The following is an 18,771-nucleotide window of genomic DNA, read 5'->3' on the forward strand; positions in this document are numbered from 1 at the left end:
TTGGTCATGAAGTTTACTGATATTTTTATCCGCAAGCCGGTTTTAGCAACCGTTATTAGCCTACTAATTCTGCTCATTGGTATTCGTGCGGCGCTCGATTTGAACGTCCGTCAGTTTCCTGAAATCCGCAATGCTGCAGTGACCGTGACGACTCAGTACATCGGTGCGGATGCAGACTTGATCCAAGGCTTTATTACCACCCCTCTTGAACGTGAAATAGCCGCAGCAGAGGGCATCGACTATATCGTTTCAAGTTCCAGTGCGGGTATGAGCACGATTCAAGCTTTTTTGCGTCTTGATTACGACCCCAATGACGCGCTCACGCAAATCGCTGCCGAAGTAAACAAAATGCGCTCCGATCTTCCAGAGGATGCTCTCGACCCTGTCGTGCAGTTATCGGTAGGTCAAGATGTTGCCGCTATGTATTTGTCATTCTACAGTGACATCCTCGACTCCAACCAAATTACTGACTATCTCGTTCGTGTCATCGAACCGCAGTTATCCACCATTGCTGGTGTTCAACGTGCAGAGATACTAGGTGCCCAAACGTTTGCGATGCGCATCTGGCTGGACTCCCAACGGATGGCAGCGCGAGATATTACTGGCTCTGATGTCATTCGATCACTACAAGCCAACAACGTCCTTTCCACACTAGGCCGAACCAAGGGTAGTATGGTTGCTATCGACTTAGTTGCGGATACCGACTTGCGCAGCCTGGAAGAATTTCGCGACTTAATTGTTCGTGCAGACAACGGCTCGGTCGTGCGTATTAGTGACATTGCTGAGGTCGAGCTAGGCTCGGAGAATTACGAAGCGTCCGCGATTTATAATGGCGAACAAGCAACCTTCATTGGCGTTGAAATCGCCCCAGATGCAAATGCGCTTGACGTGATAGCTGAAGTGCGCCGAGTTTGGGATCGCGATATCATTCCGCAACTGCCGCAAGGGCTCGAAGCAAGTATTTCCTATGACTCAACCGAGTACATCGAGAACGCGATAGACGAAGTGCTCGTCACTATTTTACTTGCGTTAGTCATTGTTCTCGCGGTGATTTATGCATTTCTCGGGTCGCTGCGCTCAGTCATCATCCCCGCCGTTGCAGTACCACTATCATTGATTGGTACTTTCATGGCTATGTTGGCACTCGGCTTTTCGATAAACCTGCTCACGCTGCTCGCTATGGTTTTAGCCATCGGCATTGTCGTCGACGATGCCATTATTATGCTCGAAAACATTCAGCGGCACATCGAAAATGGCATGTCGCGCATGGAAGCCTCTTTGCTCGGCGCACGCCAGCTCACAGGCCCAGTCATTGTCATGTCGACAACACTGGTCGCTGTATTTGTGCCCATCGGATTTATTGGTGGATTAACCGGTACCTTATTCGTCGAGTTCGCGTTCACTTTAGCAAGCACTGTCATACTGTCCGGAGTCGTTGCCTTAACATTAAGCCCAATGATGTGCTCGCGTATGCTTCGTTCGCGTGATGAAGGCAAGCGACCTCGCTTCGAGAAGTGGTTAGATGAACGCTTTAATAGGCTCAAAGAAGGTTATCAACGCAAACTGCATAGCGCATTAAATACCAAAGCTGTACTCGCTGTATTCGGCGGTATAATTTTAGTGTCCTGTTACTTTTTGTTTATCACGAGTAACTCAGAACTAGAACCTCAAGAGGACCTCGGCTTCGTTTTCGCAATTAGTCAGGCAGACAGTTACGCAACTCTCGACTATATCGAGCGCAACAGTGCTCAGTTTGCCAAATTAGAACGCGATGTCGACGAAATTGACATGGCTTTTGTTATCAATGGCATGCTTGGTCCTGGGAGTGTTGGAACAGGTTTAGGTCTCGTCCCGTGGTCTCAGCGGGAACGCTCGACTCAACAAGTTTTAGAAGAAAATATTCAACCATTTATTGAAGGTATACCTGGGCTGCGAGTATTTGCCTTAATACCACCATCGCTGCCAAGCCCAGGGGGTGGACTGCCAGTCGAATTTGTTATCAGTTCGACCCAACCGCTCGAGAACCTTCAAGAAATTGCCAATGAAATCATGGCTGAAGCCATGGAGTCTGGTCGCTTTATCATGCTGGACAATAACTTGCGAATTGATCGACCACGGCAGACGGTGCAAGTCGACCGCGCTAAAGCGGCGCTCATGGGTGTCGAAATGAGCCAAATTTCTGCCGATCTAGCAGCGATGTTAGCGGGCCCCTTTGTTGGTCGTTTCGCCCTGGAAAATCGATCGTATCGGGTCATTCCTCAAGTTCAACGAAGTGAACGGCTCACCCCAGACCAATTAACTCATTTCTATACACGCAACCGCGACGGCGAGTTGGTGCCTATGTCGGCACTCGTGGACTTGCAAGAGTCGGTTCAACCGCAACAATTGAATCGTTTTCAACAATTAAATGCCGTGACAATTAGTGGTGTGCCTCGACCAGGCGTGTCGCTGGGCGAAGCGTTATCCATACTCGACAATATTGCCGTTCAGCGAATTCCTGCTGGGGTCGTCATTGATTATGCAGGCCAATCACGACAATTCAAAAGCGAAGGTCAGCAACTACTAGTCACCTTCTTTTTTGCATTAGTGATTATTTTTCTGGTACTTGCCGCACAATTTGAAAGTTTCCGCGACTCAATCATTGTGCTCGTCACAGTCCCCATGAGTATTTGCGGTGCACTGATCTTTGTTAGTTTAGGGTTTGCGTCCTTAAATATTTATACGCAAGTCGGACTAGTAACCTTAATCGGCTTAATTGCGAAACATGGAATTCTTATTGTTGAGTTTGCCAATAAACTGCAGGAAGAAGGACGTAGTAAGCGCGAAGCAATCGAAGAGGCATCGGCTATTCGCCTGCGCCCAATACTCATGACAACCGCCGCAACTGTGCTTGCAACTGTACCGCTGTTAATTGCGAGTGGACCGGGCGGCGCATCACGATTTGCGATGGGTTTGATTATTGCGAGTGGCATGACAATCGGCACGTTATTTACTTTATATGTGCTACCAGCCATGTATTTATACTTAGCAAAAGATCGGGCGGCCGCAGGCATCGACACCTAGAATTACTTTTTCTGGAGAAGATAGACTTTATATTTAAAGTTTCAGTGAAGTAATGATCTTATTAGCCGATATCGGTCTATTATAAGGATAGTGTCGTTACCCCTGAGGTTTTGGAAATGAACAAAATTAGTCAAATTGAGGTCATCATGCGCATCTGTGCCGCAGTGGTCCTGTACCTTGCACTTATAGCTTCACCACATATCACAATGGCCGCAGACGATACCGATGGCTCATTATTTCAGAGCAGTCCGAACGGCTGCCTAGCGCCGTTAGACCAGTCGATGCGAGCGTTGCACTCAGCGGACCAACACAACTTGTGCGAATTAAGCAAAGGTAAAGTCGTCATGGTCGTAAATACGGCCAGCCAATGTGGCTTTACAGGGCAGTTTGCTGATTTAGAGAACCTGTATCAAACCTACCAAGACCAAGGCTTAGTTATATTCGGCTTCCCGTCTGACAGCTTCCGCCAAGAATACGAAGACGAAGAGGCAACCGCTGAAGTCTGTTTCCGCAACTTTGGAGTGTCCTTTCCAATGATGGCAACCACAGCCGTTCGTGGTGACGACGCTAATTCAGTTTTTGCAGCCTTGCACTCGGCTACCGGCCAAGCGCCGCGCTGGAACTTTCACAAGTACATTATTTCTGCCGACGGCCAAACAATTTCTAGTTTTGGCAGCCGCGTAAATCCAAGTTCCACAGAAATTACTGAAGTGATCGAAGCGGCATTAGCTGCACGCTAGATTTTCAAAGGGTGTCATGCCTGCAAGTCGTTTCCGCTTGCAGGCTTTACCGGTTGTCTATAAAGTAGACGACTGCAAGGTCACTCAACCAATTCATTCAAGGCGGGCCTTAGCACATGGATTCTCGAGGCACGCATGGAACGACAAAAGCTCTTCGCAGCACAGCCAATTTATACTCGCGAAAATCAAATTTTCGCCTATGAACTCCTTTATCGTCATGATTCCGGTCTCTCTGCATTAGACATCGGCGAAGAAGTTGCGACAAGCGAACTCATCTATAATCTATGTACTGGGATTGCCGAGCACGTCGAGCATTTTCAGCATCCTGTCTGTATCAATGTCACTGCTGACTTTCTACTTTCCAAAGCATTTCTGCCCATTGATCCGCAATTTGTCATTATTGAACTAGTCGAGCGCATTATTCCCGACCAAGCCTTCATTGAGGCCGTTCAAGCCTGGGTTGACAAGGGTTTTCGATTCGCGCTGGACGACTTTGATTTTCAACCAGAATGGCTGCCACTTTTAAAGTTAGCCTCAATCGTAAAAGTCGATATTGAAAAAGTCACATTAGCGGAAGTCAGTCGGCAGTTCCGTCAGTTGCAATTGCCGAATTTGCTTTGGCTTGCTGAACGTGTTGAAGACCAATTTGAATATCAGTCCTACAAAAATTTAGGGTTTCATCTTTTTCAAGGGTATTTCCTTGCCAAACCGCAAATGATTCGCGGTCATAAAGTGCCTCGAGGTGCAATTGAGTTTGCCAATATTATCGACCATTTATTTCGTCCAGAGCCTGATATCGAAGCCCTCACTGCCGCACTGAAGAGCGACGCCGCACTGGTGACGAAGTTACTGCGAATTGCCAATAGCCCCTACTACGGTAGCGCAAAGAAAATTGAGTCCGTGAAAGAGATTATCTTGCTCATTGGGATCGAGCCCTTGCGCAAATGGGTGCTATTGATTTCCTGCTTAGAAGCTAGTGATTCCGCACATGCTCGATTTATTTTAGAACGCGCCTTTATCTGTTCAGACTTGGCCCACGCTCATCTAGATAAGGCAAATGCAAACCGCGCCTTTCTCACCGGTTTACTGTCTGGATGCGACTTGCTCTTGGGCGTCAATAAAGAAGTCTTCATACCCGAACTGCAAGTCGCGCCTGAAATAAAAAGCGCTGTGCTCGAATATCAAGGGGAATTAGGCAGCTTACTCCGTCAAATCGAAGACTTTGAATTCAAAACCCTGATGAAAAAGCCGCATGAGTTTAATCTGTCTTATACCAAGAGCTATCAGAATTCGACACAACAAGTGCAAGCACTTATGCGCCTGATCAAGCCAAGGAATTTAGAATAAGCCAGACAAAAAGGTTATTTGCTGTCCATTCATTTCAGACTTAAGCTTAACCAAGACATAGGCTGGAGTTTGGACATGCAAGCAGCGGTGAAACAATATCAAATCGGCAATTTAAGCTTGGAGTTAGAAAGTCGCCCCGGTGTATTCCCGCCCAGCGCTCATGGTCAATACTTTGCGCAATCCATTCTATTTCGGCCGCACACAACAGTTCTCGATATTGGTACCGGCGCTGGCATTTTAGCGGTAACTGCGGCACTGCACGGCGCCCAAGTCACAGCGACCGACGTTGTACCTGCGTCGCTTGAGCTCACGCAGGCAAATGCAATCAGAAATGGTGTTTTTATCGATGTTCAGCACGGTCCTTTCTTTGCCAATTTAACGGGATCGTTTGACCAAATCGTGGCGAACTTACCACAAGAAATCGTCGTGCCTGAGAAAGAAAAACTCAGCGCTGATGACGCCATTGCTATTGATGGTGGTGAGCGCGGTAATCATTTACTGATTGCCCTGCTCGAGCAAGCGCCTCGCCATATGCATAAACACTCAGAGCTCTGGCTACCCGTTCATACCTTAAGTGATTTTCAAGATACATTGCGTGCTGCTCTGACCAACTTTAATGTCCGCATTCATGCCATTGGTGATTTGCCTGTGAAACCTTTTGTGACACAAAATATCGATTTCTATCGAGAGTTGAATGAGCAAGGCGTCATTCGCATTTTTAATCAGCAAGGCACATGGTATTCGCAAGTTTGGGTGGTTGTTTTGACCAAGCGTTAAACTGACTCGGTACCGTTCGAACGACTGAAAGCAATAAAGTCGGCAAGTGGCAATGCTCGTGCAAACAAATAACCTTGATAGTATTTACAGCCGAGTTGTCGCAAAAACTCATATTGTTCCTGTGTTTCTACACCTTCAGCGATGACATCCATATCGAGTTCGCGCGCTAACGCAAAAACAAGTTTGGCGATGGCCGCGTCTTGAGTGTGTTTTAACATGTCGCGGACGAATCGCAAGTCCAGCTTAATTTCTTGAATGGGTAATGACTTCAAATAGGCAAGTGACGAGTAGCCGGTACCAAAATCATCCAATGAGAAGCTAACGCCAGCGGCTCGCAGAGCGTGCATGCATTCCGTGACTGTCTGGGTATCCTTGATCATTGAGCTTTCGGTCAACTCAATACATAAGCGCTGCGGTGGTATCTGTTTTGCGGCTAACAAAGCAATGACTTCCGCAACAAAACCATCTTCATACATTTGTTCGACACTGATATTTACTGACACTGGGTAGTCAAAGCCATGAGCTTCTAATTCGTGAATTGCGTTACAGGCAGCGTCCAGTACACACCGACCAATGCCAACAATCAGCTTGGTTTCTTCAGCAAATTCAATAAATTCACTTGGGCTTAACAAGCCTCGATACGGATGCTGCCAACGCACAAGTGCCTCACAACCGACAACTTCACCAAGCCCATTCATTTGCGGCTGAAAATAAACCACAAACTGCCCTTCGTCGATGGCATCACGTAGCTCGTCATAGAGTGCCGCCCGAGCGATCGCGTCAGCTTGAATTTGCGGTTGATAATATTCAACCAAGTTCCTGCCTTTAGCTTTTGCTGCATGCAAGGCCATTTCACTGAGCGTCAGCAATTCTTCAACTGAATTGGCTTGGTTTAAATAAATCACGCCGACACTGACTGAGCCATGATAAACATGACCAGCGATACGATATGGTTCGTTTAGAGCTTGGTAAATACTCTCAATGCGCCGCGCAATTTCGAAATCGGCTTTATCTGCATGATGCGAACGTAAACACACAAGAAATTGGTCACCTGCCAACCTTGCGACGAGTTCGTTGGGCTCCAGTAATTGACGAATACGCTCAGCTGTTTCGATTAAAACACGGTCGCCAAATTCTCGACCTAGGTTATCATTACTACGTTTAAAATGATCAAGGTCGAGGAACAGCATCGCGCCATGCCCAATACCAAGTGAGCTTGATGGCTCCTCACTAAAATTTGTTAGGTAGCGCACAAACATTGCCCGATTTGGCAAGCCGGTCAGCTCGTCAAAATAGGCTAAACGTTCGACTTGTTGCTCAGTTTCCTTACGCGCTAATGTTCCAGCGATTAAATCGGCAATCAACACCAAAGACTCGAGAATTCGCGCATCACGAAATAACCTCTGCGAACCATGCACCGCAATAATCGCGCCATAGTTCTTCGCTAAGCTTTGCACTCTGACGACTAGCGCAGAGCTTTGTTCCGTTGCGTATTCCGGCAGCTTCTCTGGGGCAACCCGAAATACCTTCCGCTGCTTCTCTTCTATAAGTTTGGTCACGGCAGCTGGCGGTTCGTGTAAAAATTCTAATACTGAAAAGTCGAGTAACTCAGAAATCTGATTCAAGGAGCTTGTAATCGTCTTGTCGACACTGTCCGTGGGCAAGTTAATGAAACGAACTGCAAGCTTCGCAACCAACTCACGCAATCGATGGGAGTCATTCGAATACTTACGCTGTATCGCACCAGCTATGATTTCACCGACGACTTGTAGCAATGTCACTTGCTCTTGCGGCCAGCGGTACGGCTGTTTCGTTAAATCAATACCGAACATGCCCAATAGGGAGTTTTCACTGGGTAAAGGCACCATTATCAGCGCTCGAATACCTTGAGGCTCTAGCAACGCCCGTTCAGGGCTGTGCTCTGGTAATTCAAGAACATCTGCAATGGGAATGGAGTGGCCTGCATACCAGCTCTCGATCCAGGTATCGAAGCCCGTCATGGGAATATTTTTTAAATCTTGAATAACGGGCTGAATACCATCGGCACACCATTCGTAGGTATTGTCAGCAAATTCGAGATGATCGCTAAATTCAAAAATGTAGCTGCGATCCGCGTGAAAGAAGGAACCAATTTTGGCGAGAGATTCAATAATCGTTTGATCGATTTCGGTAACTTTAGTCGCAACGAAGCGCGCGGAAATTCGCGCTATCATTCTTGCAAATGACAATCGATGCTCAGTTTCAGACATGCGTTCCCATCGTCGTTATTCCGTTCTTTTTTAACAGTATAGGTCGAATATGCCGGAACTGTGCAACTTTGTATACGACAAATAATGTCGCAGCTAACTCTATACTTTTTTCGCTTTCGGAATACGTTTCTTGGCTTTCTCCCAAGCCTTGGCGTCTGGCTTGCGGCGCTGCCCGAATGCCTTCGTTGCTTTTGGCTTCGGCTTTGGTTTTTGTTTCTTCTGCGCAGGTGCAGCCGTCGACGAGGATTCAGAAGTAGCAGCAAGTAACGTCTGCAACTCCGACTCGGTCAAGTCTCGCCATTCGCCACTGGCAAGTTTACCCAGTGAAACATTCATAATTCGCACGCGCTCAAGCTTTTTAACTTGATAGTCAAAATGCTCACACATGCGGCGAATTTGTCGATTAAGCCCCTGCACTAGAATAATCTTGAAGACAAAATTCGACAGTTTCTCAACTTTACAACGCTTGGTTACGGTTCCTAGAATAGGCACACCACTGCGCATACCCTGAATAAATTCAGCGGTAACCGGTCGGTTAACCGTCACGATGTATTCTTTTTCGTGATTGTTCCCAGCCCGTAAAATTTTATTCACTAGGTCACCATTACTGGTCAAAAATAGTAACCCTTGCGAGTCTTTGTCGAGGCGGCCAATGGGAAAAATACGTTTATCGTGGCCAATAAAATCAACTAAATTAGCTGGCTCAGCAGGATCTGTGGTACTTACAATACCAACGGGTTTATTCAATGCAATAAACACAAAGCCGTCTTTGTTTTGGGTTTCAATGCGTTTGCCATTCACACGTACGTCGTCGTTTGCGGTGACCTTTTGCCCCATCTCTGCTGGGCGTCCATTAATGGTCACTGCACCGCTTTCAATGTAACGGTCCGCCTCTCGGCGCGAACACATGCCGCTGTCACTAATAAATTTATTCAGTCGAACTTCAGTATCTGCAGTCATTGTAAAATCACGTAGCCTCTCGTTGAGCAAAGAATACTATATCTTGATTAAATCGACACGGTATCTAGCTCTCATTCTGAGCCTGAAAGCTCAACAACAAACCAAAGATCTGTATGATTTTTGAGCTAAACCCAATAAGGAAATCGCCTTACGAGTATTAAATTTGTCGGCGGTTTTCATCTAACCCCATGTTTCTATGATGAAACTTCGGAGTACCTCCGATTCTTTCTGCATCACTTTCAGTAAATGCTTTTTCTCACGAAACAATCAAGGATATAATGCACCTTCATTAAATCAACTGACTACGATCTCAGTGCGGCAGTCCGGCGATGTGTTCAGCATTAACAACGTCAACTGTTTACCGCTGAATCCAAACAAAGACGCCTATGTCCTATTCAATTTTTGATTTTCTACAGTTAATTGGTTCATTGGGTATTTTCATCTTTGGTATGAAAATCTTCAGTGAAGGTTTACAGAAAATTGCCGGCAGTAAGCTTAAAGGCATTTTAAGCGGCATGACTCGTAACCGCGCTACTGGCGTAGTAACCGGTTTCGCAACCACCGCAATTACTCAATCGTCAACAACCACAACCGTTATGGCGGTCAGCTTCGTTAACGCTGGCTTACTTACGTTTGTGCAGTCGACCGGTGTGATCATGGGTGCCAATATTGGTACGACGATCACGGCCTGGATGGTGGCCCTCTTCGGATTCAAAGTCCAAATTACCCCGATAGCTCTCGCAATTATCGGGGTATTTTTTGCCTTCTTGTTCTCTCGTAACAACCGACTGCGCAATATCGCAGAAGCCATGGTGGGCTTTGGTATCTTGTTTATCGGCCTTGAATTTATCAAAGGTGCCGTGCCGGATATTAACTCAAATCCGGAAATGTTTGCGTTTTTAGATAGCTTTACCGATTACGGTTATCTGTCACTGCTGCTATTTGTCGTAGTCGGAACCATCCTGACCCTGCTGACGCAGTCATCATCTGCTGCGACCGCCATCACATTAGTTATGCTGGTCGAGGGTTGGATTTCCTTCCCCATTGCCGCTGCCATGATTCTTGGCGAAAACATCGGTACAACAGTGACAGCGAATTTAGCCGCCCTTGTCGGTAATGTGCACGCAAAGAGGGCCGCGAGGTTCCATTTCTTCTTCAATGTGATTGGCGTCATTTGGATGCTGGCATTGATTTACCCATTCCTCCACATGATGGACTGGGCGATTCAATTAGGAACCGGTTCTGACGTTTCAGTTATGTCAGGTGCTGTTGAATCAAGATCGAACGGAGCTCTTGCACTCTCCTTGTTCCATACGTCGTTTAACGTCATTAACGTCTTACTATTATTTGCGTTTGTGCCAATGATTGTGCGCTTTGTTGAATACATTCAACCAGACCGCGGTGGCGAAGACGATGAATATCACTTGCGCTATATCAGTGCGGGCGTCATGACTTCACCCGGTTTGTCAGTTGACCAAGCACACAAAGAAGTTCAGCAGTTTACTGACGTCATCGAAAAGATGCATGAAGCGGTGAATGAACTTATGTTCTCGGCCGACGCTGACAAACCCAAGTTGCTCGACAAAATTCAGAAGTACGAAGAGCTCACGGACGAGATGGAAATCGAGATCTCTGACTATCTCGTGCGAATTAGCGAAAATACGACGCTCGAGCATTGGTTAACTGAACGCATTCGCTTTATGCAAACCATGGTTAATGATCTTGAGCGGGTCGCGGATATTTTCTACCAGATTTCGCGCTTGACCGAACGCATGGGTGAAGTGAAGGACAACTGGCCAGAAAGTGCTACAGCTGAAATGGCAACCATGATGAGTGCGATTCACAATGCGATTCACACTATGCAACGCAATGCTGCTCGTGAGCCAGAACAGGTGAAATTAGACGAAGCGATCGCTGTTGAAAACGAAGTCGACCGCATTCGTGACGAATGTCGTGACAACCACTACAACCGCCTTGAAAAGGGCGAGTACGCCACCCGTTCTGGTGTTGTGTTCATTGACGTTTTGAATCGCTTAGAGCGAATTGGCGATCACATCTTGAATGTCAATGAATCAGCCGCTGGCCGTCGGTTAAAAGCCATGCGAATTGATGGCGAGTAGTCTGTGGCCTATTGGTTAATGAAAACCGAGCCGGATGAGTGCAGCATTGACGATTTTGCTGCCAGTCCGGCCACCACCATTCGCTGGGATGGCGTGCGGAATTACCAAGCACGTAATTTTATCCGCGACATGGAAATAGGTGATCGGGTCTTCATTTACCACTCAAGCTGCAAGAAAATTGGTATTGCTGGTGTCGTCGAAGTAACGACACCAGCCTATCCAGACCCCACTCAATTCAATCCTGAATCACCTTATTACGACCCTAAAAGCACTCAAGACAAACCACGCTGGGATGCAATTGACCTTCGTTTTGTCTCCAAATTCGACAATGTGCTGAGCTTGGACAAATTGAAGAACCTCACTGCCTTAAGCGAAAATCCATTAATTCGTATGGGCAATCGCCTGTCTGTTATTCCTTTTACTGAAAGCGAATGGCGCGGCGTATCTAATCTTATAAAATAAGGCTCCGATGGGCGATTGAGCTTGGCGTTCATGCCTATTTCATTAGCGCTTTATCGCAAATACCCCCCTCAAGTCATCACAATTCAGCCTTGCTGCGTATATTGTTCAGAGTTGATTCATTTTCTCTCGATTTGTTTTACGCTTTTAACATCGGACTGGGGTTTTCATGACTGTTTTCCAGAACACTATTCGGTACTTCGTCGCTATCATTCTGGCGACATTTGTGATGACTGCCAATGCGAGCGAGTCCGAAATTGTCGAGCAGCCGCATCTGCGTGCGCAACTGATTGCCGAATACAGCCAAGTTGAAGCCGGGCAGACCTTCGACGTCGCTGTCAAACTGGTTCCTGACGCAGGCTGGCACACGTATTGGATTAATCCCGGCGACTCTGGGTTAGCAACTGTCATCAATTGGCAGTTACCAGAAGGTGTGAGTGTCGGCTCAATTCAATGGCCAATTGCTGAGAAGTATAATATTGGCCATCTTTCTAATTATGGCTTTGAGGGCGATACCTATTTACTCTCGACCATCTCTATTAGTGACTCATATGCGGCAGCGACTCTACCGATAACCGCTGAAGTCGACTGGTTAGTGTGCGAAGAGTACTGCATTCCCGGTTCAGCAACCTTGAGCATCGAGCTCGATGTAGGTTCGCCTCAGCGAGCAGCGAGTCACATCGACGTGTTCTCGACAGCACGCAACAATTTACCAGAGACCGCTGACTGGCAAGCCTACTTCGACATCCAAGATCGCCAAGTCACGATTATTGTGAACAATGAACAGGCCGCTAGTCTCGACAACGGTTCGCTATACGCTTTCATCGGTGCCACTGAGTTGGTGGAACATCAACCGCCAGGGTCGATTCAAAGTACCGAGTCTGAGCTCATTATTCGTCGCGACCTTAATACCTATTTCCATGACTATCCAGAGCACTTCCCTCTGCTTTTGGTCAATGATAAGCGCGCAGTGCAACTAGAGGTTCACGTTGCTGAGCAAAGTGCTGCTAGCGTTAATGCCGGCTCAATAACCTCAGAGCCATCATCATTAAACCTAACAACGGTTTTATTATTCGCATTAGCTGGTGGTTTTATCCTCAACTTAATGCCCTGTGTTTTCCCTGTCTTGTCATTAAAAGCGCTGCATTTAGCCGATCATCGGGACCATGCGCGACGTGATGCACTATGGTATACCGCTGGTGTCATCATGACTTTCGTATTGATAGCGGCCGTTCTCATTGCATTACGCGCGACCGGCGCTGCTTTAGGATGGGGATTTCAGTTACAAAACCCGATTCTCATTGGTTTACTCGCCCTGCTCTTTGTCGCTATCGCCCTAAATTTGTCCGGTGTATTTCAAATTGGCACGTCACTCATGCGCTTAGGCCAAGGTCAGCAACAACAAAGCTCATTTGCGACCGGTGTTCTTGCCGTCGTCATCGCTAGCCCATGCACTGCGCCATTCATGGGAATCGCACTCGGGTTTGCGATTATCCAGCCCGCGCCCATTGCCTTGACTATCTTTGCCGCATTAGGACTCGGTATGGCATTGCCATTCTTGTTGCTTGGATTTTTCCCTCTGGTCGCCCGTTGGCTACCTAAACCAGGGGCTTGGATGAACACCTTCAAAGAGTGGATGGCCATTCCCATGTACCTCACAACTGTGTGGTTATTGTGGGTATTTGGGCGTCAAGCAGGTATCGATAGCCTTGCGCTGCTATTGGTTGCTTTAATTCTATTTGCAACCGCGCTATGGACATGGGGTAAAGGACAACTGCAGCCGAGCAGTAAGGGTCGCCAAATGGCGCTAAGTTGGTTGTTTATCGCAGTCACTGCCTTCATTTTTACCATCGCTATCCAAAACCAACAGGTTGGTGAGCGGTCAGCGCCAACTTCGCAACAGTGGCAAGCTTGGACACCTGAATTACAGCGCGAACTACAAGAGACGCAACCTGTTTTTGTCAATATGACGGCAGACTGGTGCATTACTTGCTTGGCAAATGAGCGGGTCGCACTTGAAACCGAAGCAACGCGAGCACTTTTTGCCGAACATGAAATTCGCTACTTGAAAGGCGATTGGACCTTACAAGATCCTAGAATTACAGAGTATTTAGCCAATTATCAACGCAATGGCGTTCCCCTATATGTCCTTTATTGGCCAGGACAAGAACCCAAAGTGTTACCACAGATATTAACCAACAGCATCGTCCGTGAAGCTGTTGAACAAGCCAAGCAATCAATTTAAAACAACGAGGAAATTAGCCATGAACTTCAAAACTAAACCGTTTGTTCGTAAAGCCTTTCTCGGCTTAGCTGGAGCTCTCTTAGCAACAACGGCGTTCGCAAATCCTGAAGTCGGTCAGCCAGCGCCAGGGTTTAATGTCATTGATACTCAGGGTGAAACTCATACCCTCGAGCAATATCAAGGCTCTGTTGTCGTGTTAGAGTGGACCAATCATGACTGTCCATTCGTCGTGAAACATTATGCAACGGAAAACATGCAATCATTACAGCGGGAAATGAACGAACAGGATGTTGTTTGGTTGACCGTCATTTCGTCTGCCCCTGGAACGCAAGGACACGTCAGCCCAGAGCAAGCGGATGAGCTCACGAGCAACCGTAATGCGGCGCCGGCTGCAGTCTTACTCGATGAAGACGGCACTATGGGTCGTGCTTATGCTGCACGAGTCACCCCACATATGTACGTCATTGATGCTGATGGTATCTTGCAGTACGCAGGCGGTATCGACAGTATCCCAACGGCAAACCATGACGACGTTGCGCGTGCAGAACCCTATTTTGCCAATGCAGCACGCGCTGTTTTAGCCGGTGAAACACCAGAGCGCCAAGTAACTCGTCCATATGGCTGCACCGTGAAATACGCCGACTAACTTTCGTCGGCGACACTCAGAACTAATGTCACGCGCCGGTTTTGCCGGCGCCCTTCTTCACTATCGTTGCTTGCTAACGGCTGACTATCGGCAAAGCCAACCGCCCTTAAGCGCTCGGGAGCGACCCCTTCGCTAATCAAATAGCGCACCACAAAACTGGCTCGAGCTGCCGACAGCTCCCAGTTGCTAGGAAACCGTTCTGTACTAATTGGCACCGTGTCCGTATGGCCTTCGACGCTAATACTATGGCCACCGCGTTGCAGCACGGCGACAACGGGTTTCATTAGCTCCGCTGCCTGTTCATCGGCAAAGTGCGCTTCGCCACTGCGAAACAAAATTTGATCATTCAAACGGATATTGAGTGTGCCTGGCGTGGTCGTGATATCGACTAAGTCACCAAAGCCAGCTTCGTTAAACTCACCGGTTAAACGATTGCCGAGTGTCGTCAGTTCACTCTCAGTCGCGGTTTCAGGGTCTAAGCCGAACGCTTGTAACAAGGCACTTTTCTGCGAAATAACTTCGCGCTCTGCCGGCGTCCCGGAAAAATCGGCGTTGGCTAAAAGAACAACAAATAGAACCAACAGTAATGTTAGCAAATCCATGTAGGTGGTAACCCAAGTCTCTTCCTCTGGCTCGGGTGGATCGTTTAATCCAGCGAACTCTTTGCGCTGTTTGACAAAGTTTTGGCTCAGAGTTCGATCCGCCAGCATTTTCTCTGCTTTCTCGGCGGCTAGTTGAGGGTTACGACTACCAAATCTCACTGCCCGCCTCCCGACTGAAACGGACTATTGCGCGGAGCCGATTGCTTCTCAGCAGTGTTCGGGTTTATCCCCCCATTATTGCCGTTCGCGCCCACACCATTGAGCTTCAGTTCATCTTCGACATGCGCAAAGAAGGTCGTCAGGTATTCGCGGATATATGCCGGGCTGCGGCCTTTGGCAATCAACAATACACCTTCTCGAATCATGTTCATCAATTGCACACGGCGCTCGGTGCGACGCTCAAACTTAATTGCAATCGGTTTAAAAAATAGATTCGCGAGCGCAACACCATAAAGTGTTGTTAACAACGCAAAGGCCATGTCAGCACCAATTTGCGCCATGCTGCTGTCGCCCATACCTTGCAGCATATTCACAAGCCCGACAAGGGTGCCGAGCATACCGAATGCCGGTGCAAAAACGGCCATGGTTCGATAGATCTGCGCCTCAGCGCGCTCACGAATTTTCATTTTGAGAATTCGCCATTCTAAAAGCTCAGCAATGTCTTCTATCGGCGTATTGTTAATAATCAGCTCAAGTCCAGTGCGCAAAAATGGGTTCTTAACCTGCTCAAGTTGGTTTTCTGCATGCACCAAATTACCCTGCATCAGTTGCCGGGCCACCGTGACCAACTCTGCTTGATCGTCTTTCGCATAGAGCTTCTCATTGCGTAGGACAATCCATAAGATTTTGAAGACATTAACCACTTCGCGCAGTGGGTAGGCTAGAAGTGTTGCCGCGAATGTGCCACCCAGGACAATTGCTAGGCCAGGCAAATTCACGAAAGCCCAAGCGTCTTGTGCCGTCAGGAAAATTGCAAAAAAGACGATAGCAATACCGGACAACATTCCGAGTAAGGTTGATAAATTCATGGCAGTTCCTTGTCTTGCAACAACTTGTACTCCAACAGTTAGTAATCCAACTGCGAACGCGAGGTGAGGCAATCAAATATTAGTATTGTTTTATTTATCGGCAGAATTGTTTCGATCTAAACGTACAGAAAATAAAAATACCGCAATAGGAGTATCGCGGTATTGATCTCAATCACGGATGACCTTGAGTCGAGTGGACAAGTGCCTTATTCAGGCTGGATTGACAAGGTGTAAGCAGCGTCGCCAAGCGGCGAGTCATCATCGTCAGCTGCAACTGCGGCTGCAAATACTGAAAAAATACCTTGTTCAGCTGGTGCTTGCCAGCGCACGCGCCAAACAACCTTCATTTCGCCGCTTTGCTCGTCTTGTGTGCTCGAAGTCGGCTCAGTATGGCCCAGATAGTCAATGCCATCATGACTAACGACCTCTTGGTGCTCCAATGCTGTGAACCGCCCTGAGTCACCCTCTCTATTTACGATAATTACTTGAAAGCCTCCGACCTTCGCCTCCGGGTCGAGTAATTGCAATTTCAGCTCGTAAACAGCATTCGGCTCTATTGTTTGCGGCCAACCATGCAAAGTTAATCCGCTGAGGTGGCTAGCGTCGGGCCCAGCAAAATGACAAGTACTACAATCCGGCTGCTGGCCACCACCAAGCATTGCGCCTGTATGACCGGGAGGCGGACCTTCTGGAAAAGCATGAGCCGCCCCAGCATACACGATTGCATAAACTGTGACGGCTAGAGCACCGCAGAGCTTATAAGGAAAACGCATCACTCTGTTTTAATCCGGGCTTGTCCAATGGTATTCATATCGGTACCGAACCAAATACTATTGGAGTCCTCATCGTAAACCATATGGCGAACCGTGCCTGCGCCGCTTGGTACCGAGAATTGTTCGCTCCACGTTTGATTACGGGTATCAAATGCAACAAAGAGGTTTGGCTGCACGCCGGTTTCGACAATCCAAAAACGATCGTCGGAGTCCATTGCCACGGCATAAGGGCGAGAACGGTCTAATGACGGCGCTTGCCACTCAGCAACCTCTCCTGTAACAGGGTTATATTGGCCAATGTAACCTGCTGCATAATCGGCAAACCAAATATTGCCCACGGAGTCAGCCGCTAAACGGCGTGAACGCGTAACCTCACGGGGTAAGTCAATTTCCACGAGCTCATTGTCAATGACCGTGAGTAGTTGATTCGTGCCCAGTGTCACCGCCCATGGTTGGTCATTGACGACTATGATGCCGTATGGACGCGCGCGCGGTGTTGTCACCTCATACATGGTGAACTGTTCTGATTCCGTATCAAAATAGCCGATACGGTTGCCTCCTTGCTCAGTGAACCAAATATTACCTAGGCTATCCCAGTCCATGGTGTGCACGTCACGTGGCCCATCACCTGGTGGATAGTATTTGCTGATTTCACCGGTTTCTGGGTCGAGGAAGCCAAGATGACTAGCACGATTACCCGCATACCAAGCGCCACGGTGATCAGAAATGACAGTGTGAGGTCCAGCGCCGTCATCGAGGTCATACTTTTTAAACTCCCCGGTTGACGGGGTCAGCATGCCAACATAATGGGTACGCTGGCCAACAAACCAAATTTGATCTGGCCCACCAACCCAAGGGTCGCGGGAACGAGGCCCTTCATAGGGCACTTCCCATTCCTCAATATCCAGTTTGACCGTGTTTGCACTATGATGGTCTGCAACCACTGGCAGGGTCACTAGCCCCGCCGCAAAAATCGATGTCATTAATAATTTATGTAACATGAAAACTCCTCCAATTACCTTTGGTGTCTGGAACGTTTTTTTACTGATGCTTTAACTATATGTAATTTTCCGTGAAATGAACTTAAATAAAACGTAAATTGAGCACACCTCGTCGCATTGTTTAGGAGTTACCCATGAAATTGTACGAAATGGCAATTGCGCCCAACCCTCGTCGTGTGCGCATGTTTTTAGCTGAAAAGGGACTGCTTGACCAAGTTGAGCGGGTCGAAATCGATTTGCAAAAAGGCGAGAATCTAACGCCAGAGTTCCGCAGTAAAAACCCGATGACTAAGGTACCCGTGCTCGAAACTGACGATGGCACCTGTATCGCCGAAACCATGGCAATTTGTCGTTTCGTCGAAAGCTCGCACCCCGAAACCATTACCTTACTTGGTGATAGCCCGAAAGAGGTTGCGCTCATTGAGCAATGGTTGCGTTGGATTGACTTCTATCTATTTATGCCAACCGGCATGGCATTCCAGCACGGCAGCGGATATTTCAAAGACCGCATGAAGTGCTTCCCTGAGTGGGGTGCCGATTGCAAAGAAAAAGTCGCAAAATTCTTCGACTTCTTAAATGAACAACTGCAGGGGCAAGAGTATTTGTGCTGCGGCAAATTCACTTGTGCCGATATTAACGCTTACACTTCCGTGCAGTTTGCCAAAGTTGTGGGCGTTCGTGTCGATAAAGACAAGCATCCACACCTACAAGCCTGGCATGACCGCATTGATAGCCGCGAATCTGCAAAAGCCTAAACTGCT

The 18,771-nt window shown here is 47.7% G+C and carries 15 protein-coding genes; 9 read left to right on the top strand and 6 right to left on the bottom strand.

Annotated features, from left to right (window positions below):
• Positions 1-6: 6 nt before the first annotated feature.
• The 4 genes from CWE06_RS05100 to CWE06_RS05115 all read left to right on the top strand — a co-directional run bounded on the left by CWE06_RS05100 (position 7) and on the right by CWE06_RS05115 (position 5,927).
• Positions 7-3,063, top strand: coding sequence for an efflux RND transporter permease subunit (locus tag CWE06_RS05100; protein ID WP_126791832.1), 3,057 nt, complete (start codon positions 7-9; stop codon positions 3,061-3,063).
• 116 nt (positions 3,064-3,179) lie between these two features.
• On the top strand, positions 3,180-3,803 hold the full coding sequence (locus tag CWE06_RS05105; protein WP_126791834.1) for a glutathione peroxidase: 624 nt from the start codon (positions 3,180-3,182) through the stop codon (positions 3,801-3,803).
• Positions 3,804-3,938: 135 nt separating this feature from the next.
• Positions 3,939-5,150: an EAL and HDOD domain-containing protein gene (locus tag CWE06_RS05110; RefSeq protein WP_126791836.1), complete on the top strand. Its 1,212-nt coding sequence runs from the start codon at positions 3,939-3,941 to the stop codon at positions 5,148-5,150.
• Between the two features lie 75 nt (positions 5,151-5,225).
• Positions 5,226-5,927: a methyltransferase gene (locus tag CWE06_RS05115; RefSeq protein WP_126791837.1), complete on the top strand. Its 702-nt coding sequence runs from the start codon at positions 5,226-5,228 to the stop codon at positions 5,925-5,927.
• On the opposite strand, the gene CWE06_RS05120 is transcribed toward CWE06_RS05115, so the two are convergent.
• Together CWE06_RS05120 and rluF are read right to left on the bottom strand one after the other, a co-directional pair.
• Positions 5,924-8,176, bottom strand: coding sequence for a putative bifunctional diguanylate cyclase/phosphodiesterase (locus CWE06_RS05120; protein WP_126791839.1), 2,253 nt, complete (start codon positions 8,174-8,176; stop codon positions 5,924-5,926). The genes CWE06_RS05115 and CWE06_RS05120 overlap by 4 nt on opposite strands.
• A 99-nt stretch (positions 8,177-8,275) precedes the next feature.
• A complete protein-coding gene (rluF, locus tag CWE06_RS05125) occupies positions 8,276-9,136 on the bottom strand; it encodes a 23S rRNA pseudouridine(2604) synthase RluF (RefSeq protein ID WP_126791841.1) in 861 nt (286 codons plus the stop codon).
• 386 nt (positions 9,137-9,522) lie between these two features.
• On the opposite strand from rluF, the gene CWE06_RS05130 reads away from it, so the two are divergent.
• The 4 genes from CWE06_RS05130 (at position 9,523) to CWE06_RS05145 (ending at position 14,606) form a co-directional block, all read left to right on the top strand.
• Positions 9,523-11,256 (top strand): Na/Pi cotransporter family protein, encoded by a 1,734-nt coding sequence (locus tag CWE06_RS05130; protein ID WP_126791843.1) that lies wholly within the window; start codon positions 9,523-9,525, stop codon positions 11,254-11,256.
• Between the two features lie 3 nt (positions 11,257-11,259).
• The gene (locus CWE06_RS05135; RefSeq protein ID WP_126791844.1) at positions 11,260-11,718 is read left to right on the top strand and encodes an EVE domain-containing protein; all 459 of its coding nucleotides are present in this window, start codon (positions 11,260-11,262) and stop codon (positions 11,716-11,718) included.
• Positions 11,719-11,884: 166 nt separating this feature from the next.
• Positions 11,885-13,960, top strand: a complete 2,076-nt coding sequence (locus CWE06_RS05140; RefSeq protein ID WP_126791846.1) for a protein-disulfide reductase DsbD family protein — start codon at positions 11,885-11,887, stop codon at positions 13,958-13,960.
• 19 nt (positions 13,961-13,979) lie between these two features.
• The gene (locus tag CWE06_RS05145; RefSeq protein ID WP_126791848.1) at positions 13,980-14,606 is read left to right on the top strand and encodes a redoxin domain-containing protein; all 627 of its coding nucleotides are present in this window, start codon (positions 13,980-13,982) and stop codon (positions 14,604-14,606) included.
• Here the strand turns inward: CWE06_RS05145 and CWE06_RS05150 are convergent.
• The 4 genes from CWE06_RS05150 to CWE06_RS05165 all read right to left on the bottom strand — a co-directional run bounded on the left by CWE06_RS05150 (position 14,603) and on the right by CWE06_RS05165 (position 18,010).
• The gene (locus CWE06_RS05150; RefSeq protein WP_126791850.1) at positions 14,603-15,367 is read right to left on the bottom strand and encodes an OmpA/MotB family protein; all 765 of its coding nucleotides are present in this window, start codon (positions 15,365-15,367) and stop codon (positions 14,603-14,605) included. The genes CWE06_RS05145 and CWE06_RS05150 overlap by 4 nt on opposite strands.
• Positions 15,364-16,236, bottom strand: a complete 873-nt coding sequence (locus tag CWE06_RS05155) for a motility protein A (RefSeq protein ID WP_126791852.1) — start codon at positions 16,234-16,236, stop codon at positions 15,364-15,366. Before CWE06_RS05155 ends, CWE06_RS05150 begins: the two co-directional genes overlap by 4 nt.
• 206 nt (positions 16,237-16,442) lie before the next feature.
• Positions 16,443-17,009 carry a choice-of-anchor V domain-containing protein gene (locus tag CWE06_RS05160; RefSeq protein WP_338021482.1) on the bottom strand — a complete coding sequence of 189 codons (567 nt, stop codon included), beginning with the start codon at positions 17,007-17,009 and terminating at the stop codon, positions 16,443-16,445.
• Entirely contained in the window at positions 17,009-18,010 is a 1,002-nt protein-coding gene (locus CWE06_RS05165; protein WP_126791856.1) for a Vgb family protein, read from the bottom strand. Before CWE06_RS05165 ends, CWE06_RS05160 begins: the two co-directional genes overlap by 1 nt.
• A gap of 134 nt (positions 18,011-18,144) precedes the next feature.
• Between CWE06_RS05165 and CWE06_RS05170 the strand changes: the two genes are divergently transcribed.
• The gene (locus CWE06_RS05170) at positions 18,145-18,765 is read left to right on the top strand and encodes a glutathione S-transferase family protein (protein ID WP_126791858.1); all 621 of its coding nucleotides are present in this window, start codon (positions 18,145-18,147) and stop codon (positions 18,763-18,765) included.
• The last annotated feature ends 6 nt before the right edge of the window (positions 18,766-18,771 follow it).

The organism is Aliidiomarina haloalkalitolerans, assembly GCF_003987315.1.
In the GTDB taxonomy this organism is placed as follows: Bacteria; Pseudomonadota; Gammaproteobacteria; order Enterobacterales; family Alteromonadaceae; genus Aliidiomarina; species Aliidiomarina haloalkalitolerans.